This window comes from Aedoeadaptatus urinae, from assembly GCF_900155585.1.
GTDB lineage: Bacteria > Bacillota > Clostridia > Tissierellales > Peptoniphilaceae > Aedoeadaptatus > Aedoeadaptatus urinae.
In genome coordinates this window covers 460645-477313 of record NZ_LT707417.1, presented here as the reverse complement: position 1 = coordinate 477313, position 16669 = coordinate 460645, and the positions used below count along the sequence as shown (strand labels likewise).

At 52.1% G+C, this 16669-nt stretch carries 13 protein-coding genes and 1 riboswitch; of the genes, 3 read left to right on the top strand and 10 right to left on the bottom strand.

Annotated elements, in window-relative coordinates:
• Positions 1–25: 25 nt before the first annotated feature.
• Together BQ7397_RS04680 and BQ7397_RS04675 are read right to left on the bottom strand one after the other, a co-directional pair.
• Positions 26–1696 (bottom strand): hypothetical protein, encoded by a 1671-nt coding sequence (locus tag BQ7397_RS04680; RefSeq protein ID WP_077074948.1) that lies wholly within the window; start codon positions 1694–1696, stop codon positions 26–28.
• A complete protein-coding gene (locus tag BQ7397_RS04675; protein ID WP_077074947.1) occupies positions 1689–2609 on the bottom strand; it encodes an FUSC family protein in 921 nt (306 codons plus the stop codon). The genes BQ7397_RS04680 and BQ7397_RS04675 overlap by 8 nt, the downstream gene beginning before the upstream one ends.
• 127 nt (positions 2610–2736) lie before the next feature.
• Here BQ7397_RS04675 and hpf point away from each other — a divergent pair, with 127 nt between their 5' ends.
• Positions 2737–3276, top strand: a complete 540-nt coding sequence (hpf, locus tag BQ7397_RS04670; RefSeq protein ID WP_077074946.1) for a ribosome hibernation-promoting factor, HPF/YfiA family — start codon at positions 2737–2739, stop codon at positions 3274–3276.
• Between the two features lie 42 nt (positions 3277–3318).
• On the opposite strand, the gene BQ7397_RS04665 is transcribed toward hpf, so the two are convergent.
• Both BQ7397_RS04665 and BQ7397_RS04660 read right to left on the bottom strand, forming a co-directional pair.
• The gene (locus tag BQ7397_RS04665) at positions 3319–4590 is read right to left on the bottom strand and encodes a sensor histidine kinase (protein WP_077074945.1); all 1272 of its coding nucleotides are present in this window, start codon (positions 4588–4590) and stop codon (positions 3319–3321) included.
• Entirely contained in the window at positions 4590–5285 is a 696-nt protein-coding gene (locus tag BQ7397_RS04660) for a response regulator transcription factor (protein WP_077074944.1), read from the bottom strand. Before BQ7397_RS04660 ends, BQ7397_RS04665 begins: the two co-directional genes overlap by 1 nt.
• Positions 5286–5357: 72 nt before the next feature.
• On the opposite strand from BQ7397_RS04660, the gene BQ7397_RS04655 reads away from it, so the two are divergent.
• Both BQ7397_RS04655 and BQ7397_RS04650 read left to right on the top strand, forming a co-directional pair.
• Complete coding sequence (locus BQ7397_RS04655) at positions 5358–6290, top strand: YihY/virulence factor BrkB family protein (protein WP_077074943.1); 933 nt, start codon at positions 5358–5360, stop codon at positions 6288–6290.
• A gap of 20 nt (positions 6291–6310) precedes the next feature.
• Positions 6311–7087 carry a PhzF family phenazine biosynthesis protein gene (locus tag BQ7397_RS04650; protein ID WP_077074942.1) on the top strand — a complete coding sequence of 259 codons (777 nt, stop codon included), beginning with the start codon at positions 6311–6313 and terminating at the stop codon, positions 7085–7087.
• Between the two features lie 50 nt (positions 7088–7137).
• Here the strand turns inward: BQ7397_RS04650 and BQ7397_RS04645 are convergent, their stop codons facing one another.
• The 6 genes from BQ7397_RS04645 to BQ7397_RS04620 form a co-directional block, all read right to left on the bottom strand.
• Positions 7138–7767 carry a ComF family protein gene (locus BQ7397_RS04645; RefSeq protein ID WP_077074941.1) on the bottom strand — a complete coding sequence of 210 codons (630 nt, stop codon included), beginning with the start codon at positions 7765–7767 and terminating at the stop codon, positions 7138–7140.
• Entirely contained in the window at positions 7761–9947 is a 2187-nt protein-coding gene (gene recD2 / locus BQ7397_RS04640; RefSeq protein WP_077074940.1) for an SF1B family DNA helicase RecD2, read from the bottom strand. Before recD2 ends, BQ7397_RS04645 begins: the two co-directional genes overlap by 7 nt.
• Before the next feature lie 7 nt (positions 9948–9954).
• Positions 9955–11139: a methionine adenosyltransferase gene (metK, locus tag BQ7397_RS04635; RefSeq protein ID WP_077074939.1), complete on the bottom strand. Its 1185-nt coding sequence runs from the start codon at positions 11137–11139 to the stop codon at positions 9955–9957.
• Between the two features lie 52 nt (positions 11140–11191).
• Positions 11192–11289: riboswitch (SAM riboswitch) on the bottom strand.
• 49 nt (positions 11290–11338) lie between these two features.
• A complete protein-coding gene (locus BQ7397_RS04630; RefSeq protein WP_077074938.1) occupies positions 11339–12652 on the bottom strand; it encodes an acetyl-CoA hydrolase/transferase family protein in 1314 nt (437 codons plus the stop codon).
• 44 nt (positions 12653–12696) lie between these two features.
• Positions 12697–14037 carry a butyryl-CoA:acetate CoA-transferase gene (locus BQ7397_RS04625; protein ID WP_077074937.1) on the bottom strand — a complete coding sequence of 447 codons (1341 nt, stop codon included), beginning with the start codon at positions 14035–14037 and terminating at the stop codon, positions 12697–12699.
• A 169-nt stretch (positions 14038–14206) separates the two neighbouring features.
• A complete protein-coding gene (locus tag BQ7397_RS04620; protein WP_077074936.1) occupies positions 14207–16591 on the bottom strand; it encodes an S-layer homology domain-containing protein in 2385 nt (794 codons plus the stop codon).
• Positions 16592–16669 lie beyond the last annotated feature (78 nt).

Below are 16669 nucleotides of genomic sequence, written 5' to 3'. Positions count from 1 at the left end.
TTCTAAATTTAGACAATCCTTATCCTCAAAAAAGAGAGATCACATTGTCCTTCCCCAACAGGCCCATGTAGCTGAAGGCCGCTTCGCCGAAGGCGGTGGGAATGAACCGGTATTTGTGACCCGGCTCCAGGGCGATGTCGTAGAGATCCAGCTCCCGACCCATTTCCAAAATGCGCCAACGAATTTTTTCTTCCTTCTTTTCCAAATTTTCTTTCGACAAGAGATAGTCCAAGGCGCCGGGCTCGGTGATTTGCCGCAAGACGTCCTGTACGGGCCACTGCGAAAAGTAGGGATCCGCTGCGCTGAATTTTTTATTTAGCAGGGTGCTGACCCAGAGCACCACTTTTTCCTCGTCGTCCAGCTGCAGGTACTGCTCCATGCGAATGGTGGGAAGCAAAATCCCTCCTTCTACGTGGACCATGCTCTTTAAGAGGGCGAACTTCCTGAAAAATACCAGCTCCGGATAGCTGCTCTCTCGATTAGCCCCACTCGTTTGAATAAGTGTCGGCACATTTTCCCGCACCCGCATCAGGCTCTCGACATTAATGGCGCCGCTTTTCGTTACCTCCAAGTTTTCGTCCAGCAAAATTTCCAGGTAGCGGTCGAATTGGTTGATCCAGCTCGACGGGCGGGTAAGCTCGCCCCGAGCATCGTCTAAGCTCTTTATACGGTAGAGGCCGGTCACCGATTCACTGAGCCTGCGCTTGTAGTCCAAAATTTTTTCGGCGGCGGGCTCCAAGGAGTCGCGACCGGCGTCGTTTTTTTGAATGGTACACCAATATCGCAGCAGCTCGTAGATCCGCGTCATCTGCTCGTCGGTGGCGAAATCTCCTTCCTCCGCCGCCGCTTCCATAAGCTCGTCATAGTGGGTGAAGCGGTTGTTGTCCAAATTCATGCCGTCCACCATAAGCACCATGGATTCCATTTGCTCCAGAATATACATATCGGAGACCACATCGTCGTCGTCTTCGGCGAATTGGGGCGCCAGGGCCAGGATGCCGTCTTCTCTTACGTCTAAATCAAAAACGGTCTCTTCCTCATCCAAGGGGAAGGGTCCGTCGTCTCGGGCGTCCTCCTCCGCCTGCGCGTAGGCGATGGCGAAGAGAAAGAGGACCTCGGGATTTCCGTTTTTTAACGTGGTCTGATAGACCTTCGTGTTCTCACGCATCATGGGCTGGCGCTTGCCCAGGTCCAAGACATTGGCGTAGAAATCCTCCCGCAAATGCTCGGGCACCACATTGGGCTCGTGAAAGAGAAAATAACCCGCATTGGTGCAGAGGATGCGGCCGAGGAAGATGTCTCCCTCCTTTAAGTTCTTCGTGCCCTCACCGGGACAGATGGTGACGGCGGGCTCGGGAAATAAAATGCTTTGTACGTAGATCCCGTCCTCTGATATATAATTCACCCGGTACATGGCCATATAGGAATCGAAGATCCGTTCCAAATAGGGCGCCACGCCGCGCATTTTATGAATATGATGCCACAGCTGAGTCACCAACTGGCCGGTGGTGGCGCGGTTTTCTTCCGTGTCGAACATGAGCCAGGAGGCCAGATCGAAATGGGGAATGGACAGGCGCATGGGCTCGTACATTTCCTCGTCCTTGAACAGCTCGTCCATGGGAATGCTTTGCCGCGCCGAATCCACGATATAGACGATGTCGTCCAGGGCTTTCAGCCAAATCTGTCTGTTAGACATGGGTTACTCCTTCGTCGTAAAGAATTTGAATGGCCTCAAGCTTTTCCAAAACCGCGTGGACGTGAAAATTCACGACGGGATCGGGAATCACTTTGTCCATTCCTTCGAACAGCTCCGTGTAGTGAAACAGGTCCTGTATAAATAATTTATTTTCCATAGTTAATTTGCTTTCCATAATATTCATTTCGGACAAAACCCTTAGAGAGATAAAGGTCTCGGTAAACAGGTCCAATAGCCTGTCCACCCCTTTAAGGTCCAATTCCCGGGCAAAGGGCTCGGAAATCTCTTTCTTAATCAGCTCAAAGGAATCCTGTGTCTGTGTCAATTCCTTTTGCAGGGCGTCCAGCTTCGGCTTTTCGTCGGCGAGAATAATCGACTCGGACAGGCGAAAGATATCCTCGTAGGTGTGCTCCAAAAGAGATTCGAAGCCGGCTTTCGGCGTGGGCCGGGCGATGAGGTAATTGATGGCGACGGAAACGAAGATCCCGAGAAAGGTCCCCATAAGGCGGTTGACGCCGTAGGCTAATTGGGACTGCTGAGAAGAAAAGCTCGCCACGAAAATAATATTCGTGAGATTAATGAAGCGGTTCATTTTAAATTTCAGCAGGGTCAAAATAATTATCACGATGCCCACGCCGGCGATCAATGGGCGCAGGTAGATGTTGTCGGTAATGAGCGCTAAAACATAACCCAGAACCACGCCCATGACGCAGGTAAACATTCTGAGCCGGACGGCCTTATGGGTTTCGTGAACCGACGGTTGCATGGTGGTCATGGCGGCGATGGCCACGAACAGCGGCGTATGAAGGCCTAATATATTCGATAAAAATAATCCGATAACGACGGCGAGGGCCGTCTTAAAGGTGCGCATGCCTACGTGAGGCAAATAATTTTTCAGTGGCGGAATGTCCAATTTTCCTCTCCTTCCAGCACTTATAGCAAAAGTATAGCAAACTGAAAAAAAACTGCAAGGGCGGAGGTCGTTTCAATTCCGCGATTCGGGGTATGATTATAAAAAGTTAGTGAGAGGAGACATGACTATGCGTATTGAATTTTACGGAAAGAACATTGAACTGACGTCGGCTTTGAAAAATCAAGCGGAAAAGAAACTGTCGAAGCTGGACAAGTACTTTACCGAAGAGGTTAAAGCAAAGGCCAACTTTTCTTCCATCAAGGGCAACCACACCACTGAAATCACGGTGTTCTTGCCGGGTAGCATCATTCGTGCGGAAGAAACGACACAGGACATGTACGCCTCTATTGATTTGGCCGTGGACGCACTGGAAAGACAGGTCCGCAAGTACAAGACCCGCCTGAAAAAGCGCCACCAAAATTCCGATACCATTCGCTTCGAAAATTTCGAACAAGCCATTCCCGAAAAGGCAGAAGACGAACAAGGCAAGATTGTTTCCAAGAGAAAGCAATTTAAGCTTCTGCCCATGCACGAAGAGGAAGCCATGCTTCAAATGGAATTGCTGAATCACAATTTCTTCGTCTTCTTGGACGGGAAAGATAACCAACCTGCCCTTCTCTACAAACGGCGCGACGGCAACTTCGGCCGTATCGACTTCGATATTTAATCCTTCCTTTGCAAAAAGAAACCGGACCCTGTGTCCGGTTTTTTATTTCGATTCAATTTCCTTCGGCAGCTCGATAAAGACCTGGAAGTAGTCTCCGTCGATGACCATGCGAAATTCGCCGCCTAAAATTTCCACCAGGTTCTTCGCGATGTAAAGACCCAGGCCGCTGCCCTCCGTGGTGCGGCTCTTGTCGCCGCGAATAAATTGATTGGAAAGCTCCACCGTGGACTGGCTGATCTTGTTCTTCGATTGGTTTTTCATATTGAAGAAGATCTTGTCCCCCACCACCGAGGTGTGGGCGGTGACGGTCGTGCCCTCTTTCGCATACTTGTAGCAATTGCTGAAGAGATTTTGAATGACGCGGCTCAAGACATTGCCGTCGGTGTAAATGGGAATGTCCTCAGCATCGGACTTGTAGGCGAAATTTAAATTTCTCGATTCGTAATCGGCAGCGACGTCGCCGTAAATTTGGCCGATCAGCTCGTTAAAGTCGATGATCACCGGCTCCAGGGTCACATTACCGCTGCCCGTCTTGGAGGCTTCGATTAAATTAATGATCATGCTCTTGAGCCGTTCGGAATTGCGGCCCAAAATGTGGACGTAGCTCTTCGCCTCTTCGTCCATAACGTCTTTTTTGCTTAAAATATCGGCGTAGTTTATGATGCTGGTCAAGGGCGTCTTCAGGTCGTGGCTGATGTTGGTAATGAGCTCGGTCTTCATTTTCTGGGACTTCACCTGAGCCTGTGCCGCCTGATACATACTGTCTTTAATTCGCGTCAGGTCCATGAGGGATTCGTAGGTGGACTCCTTCATCATAGGCGAGAAGGTGGTAATGTTCACATAGCTCTGGGTTTCCGAAATAGCGGCGCGAAGAATGCGGTTTTGAACCACCTCGTCCTCTCCCATGAGCATGAGCCTTAAGACCGGCATCATCAAAATGCCGTAGAGGATGGGAAAGCCCGTGAGCACCATGAGGAAATGAATAATCAGAAAGCTGTTGACGACACAAAAGAAGCCGTAGATGGCTTCTTTTTTTATTTCCTTCGCCAGATTCACGGTGAGCCAGGTCCTCGTCTTCGCCCGCATAAAAAGCTTAATGCACCAAAAGACGATGAGCAGGGCCACCGACGTGAGGGCGTAGAGCAAGGATAGGGACGGATCGTAGACGTGTCCTCCGAAAAGTGACGAGAAAAGATTCACACAGCCCATGACGAACCACAGATCCACCCAAATGATCTCCAGGTAATTGCCCCGGCAGTATTTGTAGGCGCGAGCCTTGAGCCCTTCGAAAAACAGTCGTCCCTTGTCGGACATCAGTCCACGTCCTCGAATTTATAGCCCATGCCGTAGACGGATTTAATGTAGTCGGGCTTTCTCGGATTGATTTCCACCTTGTCCCGCAAATGGGAGATGTGAACGGAGATCACCTTTTTCACGTCGTGGGCCGCTTCCTCCCAGACGATTTCGTAAATTTCGTCGCTGGAAAAAACCCGTCCCTTGTTTTTCATAAGAAGGCGCAAAATTTTGTACTCGTGAGGCGTTAAGCTCGCCACCTCTCCGTCCACCCGCACTTCCTTGGCATTGTCGTCCAAGCTGATGCGTCCCACGGTGTAATTGCCGTCGTCGATTTCCGCCGCGCCCAGGGAGGTGTAGCGGCGTATGCCGGAGTTGACCCGGGCGATGAGCTCGACGGCGTTAAAGGGCTTGATAATGTAATCGTCGGCGCCCATGTTCAGGCCGATGATCTTGTCGGTGATTTCGCTTTTCGCGCTGAGGATAATGATGGGGATATTGCTGGTCTCGCGTATTTTTAAAATGGCGGACATGCCGTCCATATTGGGCATCATTAAATCCATCAGGACCAAATGAATGTCCTCGGTTTTCATAATCTCTAATGCTTCCATGCCGTCGTAAGCGGGAAAGACGCGGTAGCCTTCCGCTTCTAAGTAAATTTTTATTGCGGAGACGATGTCCTTTTCGTCGTCGCAAACCAAAATGTTGTATTGCATAAATCCTCCTCCATCTCGATTCTATTCTATCATAACTATGATATAATCGCTGTAGGAGGGAAGAAGGATTCTATGAATAAGTGGAAAAGGAAACTCAAAGGTTTCGTTACAAAAAAGCCTTTTGCTTTTGTCGACATCTTTTTGTACCACATTTTAAAAAACGATCTGATACAAAAAGCGGCGAGCCTGTCCTACTTTTTCGTCTTGGCCATCTTCCCCTTTTTTATCGCACTGTTAAATATTTTAAATGTGGTCAACCGAAGCTATCTGCCGCGCATGGCGAGGATTTTAGAAAACCTGCCGCCGGAGATTCAATCCATCGCCACCGGCTTTTTCAGGGATTTGCAGCTGAACTCGTCCTCAGCCCTTTTGTCTATTTCATTGATCGGGTCCATTTACGTGGCGAGCAAGGGAATCAAGCAGCTGATCAAAAGCATAAACGACGGGCTCTATATTGCCGAGGGGCGAAGCTTCTTTGCTTTGACGGCGCTCTCTCTCGTCATTACCGTGGCCCTGTTCGCTTTGGTGATTTTGCTATTCGTGACCCAGGTCATCGGTACCAATCTGTTGCGATTTATTTTTGATTTTCTGCAGCTGCCCAAGGAGGCCTCCGTCATTATTCGACGGATCACCACCTTCGTGCCCCTGGCCTATATGTTTTTGAGCACCTACGGGCTCTACCGCTTCTCGCCTAAATGGCCCGAGGGCGGCAAGCCGCCGGCCTATGTCAACCTGGCCGCCGCCCTTTTCTCTACGGTGGGCATTTTGCTTTCCAATGGGGTGTTCGGCTACTACGTGGCGAATTTTTCAAACTACTCGAACACCTACGGTTCCCTGGCGGGGATGATTATCTTTTTGATCTGGCTCTATCTTTTCGGTCTGATGCTGCTCTTCGGCAGTGCCGTTCAGTCGAGCCTTTATCTTCTATACAACAAGGGCGTTCAATGGCCCCGAAAGGAGACCCTCTTCGGCTCTTTCGTATCGTCTCACACTCGTTTATCATAAGTCTTATACAGGAGTCCCATATGAAACAATTTATCGTCGATACCTTTACGACAAAAGTTTTTAAAGGCAACCCTGCAGCGGTTTGCCTCCCCGATCGCATTCTCACCGACGAGCTCATGCTTGCCATTGCCGATGAAAATAATCTTTCGGAGACGGTCTTCGTCGCGAAGGACGGCGACAATTACAATCTGCGCTCCTTTACGCCGGCGGGGGAAGTGGAATTTTGCGGCCACGCCACTTTTGCCGCGGCCTACATCGTCTTTCTCATTTTGGAACGGGTGAAGGACACCATTCATTTCGACACGAAAATCGGCACTCTCTCCGTCACGCGAAAGGGCGAGCTCTTTACCATGGACCTGCCCGCCTTTGAGCTCGAGGAGGTTCCCGTGACCGAGGCCATGATTCAGACCGTGGGCGCCCGCCCCAAGGAAGCCTATATGGGCAGGGACCTGCTCCTGGTCATGGAAGACGACTTCGACATAAAGAATTACGAGCCCGACGTCTTGAAGATCAAGGCCCTGGAAGGGACCATGCTCCACATGACCAAGGCCGGCGAGGGCGACTACGACTGCATCTCCCGCTCCTTTGCACCGAAGCTGGGCGTGGTGGAAGATCCGGTCAGCGGCTCCGGCCACTGCCACATCTGCGTCTATTGGGCGGAGAAATTAAACAAGGCGGACATTCTCGCCTATCAGGCCAGCCGCCGCGGCGGCATTTTAGAAACCCGCGTCATGCCGGGCCACGTGAACTTATCGGGCCATGCCGTGCTCTTTTATCGAGGGGACATTCATATTTAATCCGCGAAAAAAGCGGTCACTCACCATGGAGTGGCCGCTTATTTTTTTTGCTAATTTATATTTACATCCCGGGCCTTAATACAGATGATGCCCGTCACCGATGCCGCGCCTGCCTCCATAAGGGCCTCCTCGCAGGCCTTCATGGTGGCGCCGGTGGTGTAGGTGTCGTCGATTAAGAGGAGGTGCTTCCCCATGACTTGATGGGCGATGAAGGCATCTCGCACGTTTCGCGCCCGCTCCCGCGCCCCGAGGCCGATTTGATCCCGCACCCTTCGCTTAAAGGCCAGGGCGTCTTCATAGGGCACACCGATCCGGCCGGCCAGCTCCCTTGCAATGAGCTCCGGCGGATTGTAGCCGCGGATGCGCCGCTTCTTCGCCGAGGTGGGCACGCAGACGACGGCGTCGAAGGGACCGAGGCCCATGTGGTCATAAAAATCCGCCGCCATCTCGCCGAAGACCTTGGCCCAAAAGCGCTCCTCGCGAAATTTTAATCCGTGGATCATAAAGGAGGACAGCTTGTTTTCCCTGAGCAGGGCGTAAACGGGAAAGGCCTTTTCGGAAAAAATCTCTTCCCCGGAAAAGGCGAGATTGTCCAAACAGCTTTCGCAGAGCCCGAACCGCGCCGCCGGCTCCCTCTTGCAGAGGGGACAACCGTCGTAGGAAAAAAAGCCCTTTACCATTCTCTCTTCTCCTTTAAAATCCTATCCAGATCGGAATAGCGCCAGCGGATGCGATTGTTTTGCACCATGCGCTCCAGGGCCTGAAAGCTCCCGACGATGACCACCAGTTTCCGCGCCCGAGTCACGCCGGTGTAGAGGAGATTCCGCGTATAGAGCATGGGTGGGCCGCTTAAGATGGGCATGACCACCACGGGAAACTCCGAGCCCTGGGACTTGTGCACGGTGCTGGCATAGGCGGGCATAAGCTCCGGCAGGTATTCGCTCGTGTAGGTGCAGAGCTTGTCATCGTAGAGGACCTTGATCCACTCCCCGGCGGGATCCACCGCCGTGACGCGGCCCAAGTCCCCGTTAAAGACGCCCTCTCCCTCGTTGTCGAAGACCTTGTTTTGCGACTTCCAGGGCATTTGGTAATTGTTTTTCGTCTGCATCACTTTGTCCCCGACGCAGTAGGTGAAGCCGCGGCTGTCCAGGCCCTTCTTCCCCGGGTTCAACGTCCTTTGCAATGCCTCGTTTAAATTTTCGATGCCGCAGATGCCCTTTTTCATCGGCGCCAGCACCTGAATGTCTTCCATGGCGTCCACGCCGTAGTAATCGGGGAGGCGATTTTTCACCAAATCGCAAATCAGCGCCATGGCCTTGCTCGGATCGCTCTCTTCCATAAAAAAGAAGTCCGTGCCCTTTTCATTGACCCGAGGCAGCTCGCCGTGATTGATGCGGTGGGCGTTTTTTACGATGTAAGAGGTCTCCGCCTGGCGAAACACCTCGTCCAGCTGCACCGAGGGCACTTCCCCGGAATCCAAAATATCCTTCAGGACATTGCCCGCCCCCACGGGCGGCAGCTGATCCACGTCGCCGACGAGAATGAGCCGCGTCGTGTCCTTTAAGGACGTGAGCACGTCCCGCATCAAAAGCAGATCGATCATGCTGGCCTCGTCGATAATCAACACGTCGGCGTCGATGTCGTCGCCGGAAACGATGGAACCCGTGCCGTCTTCGTCGATGTAATCGTATTTTAAGAGGCGGTGAATGGTGGAGGCGCTTTTGCCCGTGGCCTCCTCCATGCGCTTCGCTGCACGGCCCGTAGGCGCCGCCAAGGCGATGGACAGATTGAGCCGCTCCATGGCCTCGACGATGGCGCGAAGGGTGGTGGTCTTCCCCGTGCCGGGACCGCCTGTAATGACGAGGAGATGGGAATCCACAGCCCGCATGAGGGCCTCTTTTTGTTTCGCCGCCAAGGTCATGTCCAGCTTTTCGCAGACGGCGGTGACCATGTCCTCGGCCATGTGCTCGGCGAGATCCACCTTGCCCCGCTTTTTAATCTCCCTCGCCACCAATTGCTCGGCGCGGAAGTAATTGAGGAAGTAGATCTTCAGCATGCCTTCCCGCTGCGCCAGATAAATCTCCGGATCCACGGCCAGCGTCTGCAGAAATTCCCCGACGAAATCCACATCCAGATTCAACACCCGGGCCGCCTCTTCCATTAACAGATCCTTGGGCAGGTAGCAGTTTCCGTCCAGGACCCCGTTGGTGAGGACGTATTTCATGGCGGCGACGACGCGCTTCGGATCGTCTTCCTCGATGCCTACCTTCCTCGCAATGGCATCGGCCTTTAAAAAGCCGAAGCCACGCACCTTTCCCGCCAGGGCGTAGGGATCCTTCTCGATCATGGCCGGGGCGTCCTTGCCGAAGACCTTGTAGACGGCCATGGCCTGTTTGTTGGTGAGATCAAAGGACGCCGCGTCCAGGAGAAACTCACGCATGTCCTTTTGCTCGTTTAAAGCGTCGAGGATCACGGCGAGCTTCTTCTTGCCGATGCCCTCCACTTCCCTTAAGCGCTCCGGCGTCTCTTCGATGACATTGATCGTGTCTTCGCCGAAAGTGTCCACGATTCTCTTCGCCGTCACTTTCCCCACATGGGGAATAAGGCCGCCGGAAAGGTAAGCCGTCATCGCTTCCTTTCCCCGCGGCCTTATTTTTTCCGCCCGTTCAAAGGCGAACTGCTCCCCGTACTTGGGATGGTAAATCAGTTCCCCTTCCAGGCGTAAATGTTCTTTTTCATGGAAGGCGATGGAGGTCCCCACAATGACGATATCCGAATCCGCCGTAATAAATTGGGCGACGGTATAGCCATTGCTCTCGTTTCGAAAAATAATATGATCCAAAACGCCTTCGATGATCACAAAGTCCCTACTTTCTGTTTTTTAATGCCTCGCGAATTTCATCCACCTTGTTCGTTTCTTCCCACGGCACCTTCACGTCTTCCCGTCCGAAGTGACCGTAGGCGGCCACGTCCTTATAAATGGGACGGAGGAGATCCAAATCGCGAATAATAGCGGCGGGACGCAGGTCGAATACCTCGTGGACCAAATCTTCGATTTCGTTATCGGTAAGCTCCGATGTGCCGAAGCTTTCCACGTAAACGGACAGAGGCTTGGCGATGCCGATGGCGTAGCTCAAACCGATTTCGCATTTGTCGCAGACGCCTGCCGCCACCAAGTTCTTTGCCACGTAGCGTGCGGCGTAAGCGGCGGAGCGGTCCACTTTTGTCGGGTCCTTGCCGCTGAAGCAGCCGCCGCCGTGACGGGCGTATCCGCCGTAGGTATCCACGATGATCTTGCGGCCCGTGAGGCCCGCATCGGCGACGGGGCCGCCTTCGACGAAGCGTCCCGTGGGATTGATATAGATCTTCGTGTCATCGTCCAGCCACTTGTCGGCGACCACGGGATCTATGACGTATTTTTCGATGTCCTTACGAATGGTGTCCAAATCAACGTCCTCGTCGTGTTGGGTGCTCACTACGATGTTTTCCAGACGCACCGGCTCGCCGTCTCGGTATTCCACCGTGACTTGGGTCTTTCCGTCGGGACGAAGATAGGTCAGTGTGCCGTCCTTGCGCACCTCGGAAAGCTTCTTCGACAATCTGTGGGCCAAAGAAATCGGCAAGGGCATGCGTTCCTTGGTTTCGTTGCAGGCATAGCCGAACATAATGCCTTGGTCCCCGGCGCCGAATGCGTCTAATTCCTCGGTGCCCGCTTCCTTAAAGCGGTCCACGCCCATGGCGATGTCCGGGCTTTGTTCCTTAATGGCGGAAATAACCGCAACGGAGTCCGCTTCAAAGCCCGCTTGCACGCCTTGCACGTAGCCGATGTCCTTCAACGTTTGGCGTACCACCTGGGTGAAGTCCACGTAAGCGTCGGTGGAAATTTCACCGGTAATGACTACCATGCCCGTGGAAACTAAGCTTTCACACGCCACGCGGGCGTTTTTGTCTTTTGCTAAAATCGCATCTAAAATGCCGTCGGAAATTTGGTCGCACACCTTGTCCGGGTGACCTTCGGTTACCGATTCCGAAGAAAATAACCATTTATCCATAAATACCTCCTCAAAAAAATTCATAAAAAAAGCCTGCGCGCGGCAGGCTTCATTCTTATCTTTCAGACCTGTCGCGTCTGTAGGATTTAGCACCTTTAACAGGTTGCCGGGTTTCACAGTGCCTAGTCACTCCACCACTCTTAATAAGAATGTCAAAACAGTGTTTATATTATAGTCGACGAGGAATAAAAATGCAAGGCTAATTTTTCCAAACACCTTTTTTCATGGCGGCCCGCACCAGCTCGTCTCTGAATTCGGGATGGGCGATGGCGATTAACGCCTTGGCCCGCTCGTACGTGCTCTTGCCCTTTAAATTACAGATGCCGTATTCGGTGACCACGTATTGAGTCACCGGGGCGGGCAGAGTGACGATGGTGCCCGTGGAAAAATCGGGGACGATGTTGGAGTGGCGAATGCCGTTTTTGTCCACGCGAGAGGAGCGCAGGCAGATAAAGCCCTTGCCCTCCGGTGCCAAATAGCTGCCCACGGCGAAATCGAACTGCCCGCCGGCGCCTGAGATTTGACGCATCCCCGCGCTTTCCGAGCTCACCTCTCCCCGGAGGTTCACCTGAATTGCCGTGTTAATGCTGGTCATTTTGTGCTGGGCGGCGATGGTGGAGGCGCCGTTGACGTAATCCACGGGGCCTACCATAATCGACGGATTGTCGTCGACGAAGTCGTATAGGGCTTCCGTCCCCGCCAAAAACACGGTGACCTGACGGCCCCGGTCCAAGGTTTTTTTCGCCCCGGTAATCTTTCCCGCCAAGGTCATCTTCATAAAGCTGTCCACATACATTTCCGTGTGCACGCCTAAATCCTTTAAGCTGCTCTGAGCGATGACATCGCCGACGGCATTGGGCAAGGCGCCGATCCCCAGCTGCACCGTGGCGCCGTCTTCCATGCGCTCCACCACGGCCTCGGCGATCCTGCGGTCCGTGTCGTCGTAGGGGCGATTGGGAAGCACGGCCAAGGGATGAGCCTCGGCCTCGATGATGCCGTCCACCTCATCGATGTGGATCTCGCTCTCGCCCCGGCCGTAAACGTACGGCTGCTTTTCGTTGACCTCCACGATCACCGTCTTCGCCTTTTTCGCGAGACGCAAAAAGTGGCTGCCCTCGATGCCGAAATTAAAATAGCCGTGAGCGTCCATGGGCGCCGCGGAAAAGACCAGCATGTCCGTGTGTCTGTTTTCCGTGACGTAGCGAATGAGCTCGGAGTAGCGCACGGGAACGTGAATGGCCTTGCCCCCGTCCATGGCCCGGCGCACATCCCCTGTGGCGTGCCAGCTCAGCCACTCGAAGGGCGCGCCCTGCAATAAAAGCCTCGAGCGGTCGAAGAGCACGCCGTTTCGCACGGCCACGTGGGTGAGCTCATGAGCGCGAGCCGCCAGGGCCTCGTCGAAGGCCACGGGAAAATCCGCGCCGAAGCCGATTTCGATTTCGTCGCCGTCTCTTACCAGGGCCGCCGCTTCTTCCTTCGTCATTAATTTTTCTCTGTAAATGGTCTCGTACATAGTAAAATTCCTCATGAAAAAAGCCGACCGTCGTCGGCTCTTTCTTATCTTTTATTGCTTCTGCGCCAAATACCCATTTCTTCTGCATTTTTAATGAGTTCGTCTCTGAAGTCGGGATGAGCCAGGTTGATGATGCCTTCGGCTCTTTCCCAGGTGCTGCGACCCTTGGCGTTAAAGAGGCCGTATTCCGTGCAAATCATATGGGTGTTGGGGCGAGCCACGGTAATGGCCGAGCCTGTTTGGAAATTAGGGAGAATCCGGGAGACGGTTTCGCCTTGTTTGTTGGTAAAGGTGGAGCTGAGGCAGATAATGCTCTTGCCGCCCTTGGCCAGGTATGCGCCCAAGGCGAAGTCCAGTTGTCCGCCGGCGCCGGAAATGTGGCGAAGGCCCGTGGATTCGGAGGACACTTGGCCCCACAGGTCCACGTTCAGCGCGTTGTTAATGGAAATGAAATTGTCGATTTCCTTGACTACGTCGGCACTGTTGGTGTAGTCCACCGGTGCGGCCATACATTCCGGATTTTGGTCCAGGAATTCATACAGCTCCTTGCTGCCTGCGGCAAAGGCGTAAACCTGACGATACTTGTCGATGGTCTTTTTCGAACCGTTGACCTTGCCCTTCTTGCTCATTTGAACGAAGGCATCCACATACATTTCCGAGTGAATCCCCAGGTCCTTTAAGTCGCTGTCTGCGATCAATGCGCCGACGGCGTTGGGCATGCCGCCGATCCCTAATTGCAGGGTGGCGCCATCGGGAATTTCATCCACGATGAATTCGGCCACTTTTTTGTCCACGTCGCCGAAGCCCGACACGGGAATTTCGAAGGGAGAGATGGCGCCCGCTTCGACAATGTAGTCCACATTGTCGATGTGAATTTCCGATTCACATTTGCCGTAGCAATAGGGGAAGGCGTCGTTGACTTCCACGATGACCGTCTTGGCCTTTTCCAAAATCGCCATTTGGTGCGATGCATTTAAACCGAAATTAAAATAGCCGTGCTTGTCCATAGGCGTGGTCATGACGACGGCCACGTCGATATCCACTTCGTCTCTGTAATACTTCGGCAGCTCCGAATAGCGAAGGGGAATATAGAAGGCACCGGCACCGGCATTGACCGCCTTTCTTTCCGGTCCCCCGGCGTGCCAGGTGTTCCAAGTAAAGTGCTTACCTTCCGGATCCGCCTTCATAACCTCCGGCGTTTCGAAGGCCAAGCCCCCGTAAAATATTACATCGTCCAGCTCGTCTACGCGCTTGGCCAATTCCTTGTCCACGGCCTTGCTGACGCCGGCTGCCCATCCCATTTCCACGCGGTCGCCGGATTTAATCACTCCGGCGGCTTCCTTGGCGGAAACTAATTTTTCACTGTATTTCTTCGAAAAGTCCATGTGAATCCTCCACGTTTGTTCATTAAAACTGCTTGTCTGATTAATAATATACACGATATATTATTAGTTTTCAATTTCCAATTCGCCCCATTCAATTATTTTTTAACAAATTATGACGGCAGGGCAAAGAAAAAAGCCCCCTTGCCGAGGGCAAGAAGGCTTTTCGTCTTTACTTATTATTGTCCGAAAATTGAATCAGTTGATTTAGTGTTTCGGCGAGATCGGCTCTGGAAAATTCCGCTTTAGGTTGAACCTTGCCGTTGTCGTCGGTTTTCATCAGACCGAGCTCGATCATGCGAACGACACTGTCGCGGCTCCAGTCGCTGACGTTGTTGAAGTCTGCCTTGTTCACGGTCTTCACCTTGGGCAGATCCAATTTGTATTCCTTTAACAAATTGTCCAGCATCACGGCAAACTCTTCGTAGGAAACTTTTTTGTCCGGCTTAAAGGAGCCGTCTCCATAGCCCTTGATCAAGCCGTTGGTCGACGCCCATTTAACGGAGCGTTCGTACCATGCCTTGTCCTTTACGTCGGTAAAGAAGGCGGAGCTTTTAATCGTTTGGTCCATGGAGATGCGCATAAACACTTCCGTCACCATGGCTCTGGAAATCGTCGTTTCCGGCATAAACTTGTTGTTGCCCATGCCGATTAAAATGCCTCTTGCGACCATGGCACGAATGGCATCCCCAGCTGCATTGGCGGGAATATCTGTCAAGGTCACGGGGAAATTGCGGTAGGGTACGGAAATTTTATTCTTAGCCACAGTGCTTGCTTTCTTTTCCGTTGCAGGCGCATTTTTCTTTTCAGTTGCAGCGGGTGCGATCGGTAAAACAGGATAGCGACCTTCGTCCTTTGCCTTCGGCGCGGAAGGAACGGTATTCGGCTTCGTTTCCGGCTTGGAAGGATTGGGCTTCGTTTCCGGCTTCGAAGGATTCGGTTTCGTTTCCTTTTTCAAAACCAATTTTTCCATGGCTTTATTAATATTTTTGATATGGCCCTCTACATAGTAGGGAATCGTTTCAGCCTTTGCCAATTCGGCGACGCCGCCTTGAACGGCCGTCTTCAATTCCTTGATAGAGGCATCGGTGTATTTGCCGCTTTCCAGCATGTCTTGGGCTTTTTTAACCAGCGTTCTTAAATCGTCTCTTAAATAGCTGCGGTCGTTAGGCGTAATCCTCATGACGTCTTCAGCATTGAGATTGTCTTTGGTCTTTAAAATTTCGTAACGATCTTTAAAGACCTTGACTTCGATCAACTCGGGCTCGAAGTCCCAGAAGAATTGATGGTTCTTCGAAACGGTCATGGCATATACCTTACCTTCGTCGTTGCCGGACAATTTGAAACGAACCACGCCGTTTTCATCGGAAGTGACGTCCTTGTAGGAACGAAGTCTCGGCGTAATAATGTTGGCCGTTACTTCCACGCCTTTTTTCGGTTGGCCGGTTGCCTTGTCCACTGTCTTTAATTCGACGACCACATTATCCATCGCCGTATTGGATCGATCGACCCCTTCGACGGTCAAGCCGTTTTTAAATTCCGATGCGGGACGACCGGCGACGGAAATGATTTTACCATTCTTGTCGGTAAGCACCTCAAAGGTGTCTTGACTGAAGTTGTAAACGGAATTATACATAACAACCGTGTACTTCGAATTGGGCTTCAGGTTTTTTAACACATAGTTGCCGTTGGCATCCGTCTTGGGTTGGCTGATGATCGAGGGAACAATTCCGTCCCAGTAGTTGATTCTGAAGCCGATGCCTTCTTTAGGTTCGCCGTCAATTTTTACTTTAATGTTCAATTGATCCAGACCTTCCGATACTTGGGGCTTATCGGCGGATTTGGCTTTAACATACAGGTGGATTGCATTGTCACCTGTAGCTGCTTCGTCGGCGGTCTTCAGGAAGTGCGCTGCGGCACTGCCGTCGTGGGATACAACGGTCATATACTTGGTTACGAGCTCGTATTTGCTGTCGCCTTTTACGCGCAGGGCGTACACTTTGTTGTACTCGTAAGCTGTCACGGCACCCATGCCTTGATTAAAGTCGATGGTGTCGACGACCTTACCGTTATCTAAAACCTCAATCGATTCAGGGGTCGTTACAGGACCTTTACCTTCTGCCAGAGAAGCGATCGCCGGTTCTTTCGGTTGAACTTTTTCTTCTTTCTCTTTTACCTTTAAGACAGCTGCATTTTCCATGGAAGCTTCTTCGTTTGCAGTCTTAAGAAAATGTGCACCTGCCATCTCCTCCGAGCCTGCTACCTTCATCAGCGTGGTTTCCGCTTCATACTTCGCGGGACTCGTCACACGTACGGTATAGGTTTTGCCCACTTCGTAATTGGTGACGGCACCCATGCCGTTTTCTAAAGTTACTTCGTCGACGACACTGTCTCCGTCTAAAATTTCAAAAGTTACATTTTCTTGAATCGGAACGCCATCTTTCGAGAGCATTACCATTAACGGTTCTTTCATCTGTCCACCCGACTGCGCCAAGGCGACGGGTACATTGCCGAGCAGCATCACCACTGCCAGCATAAGTGCTAATATTTTTTTCATCTTTCCTCCTTTAGGATTTGTTTTCGAAATTTACTCGTCATATTTTAACCGATGTGTTTTTTTTAAATCAAATAGAAA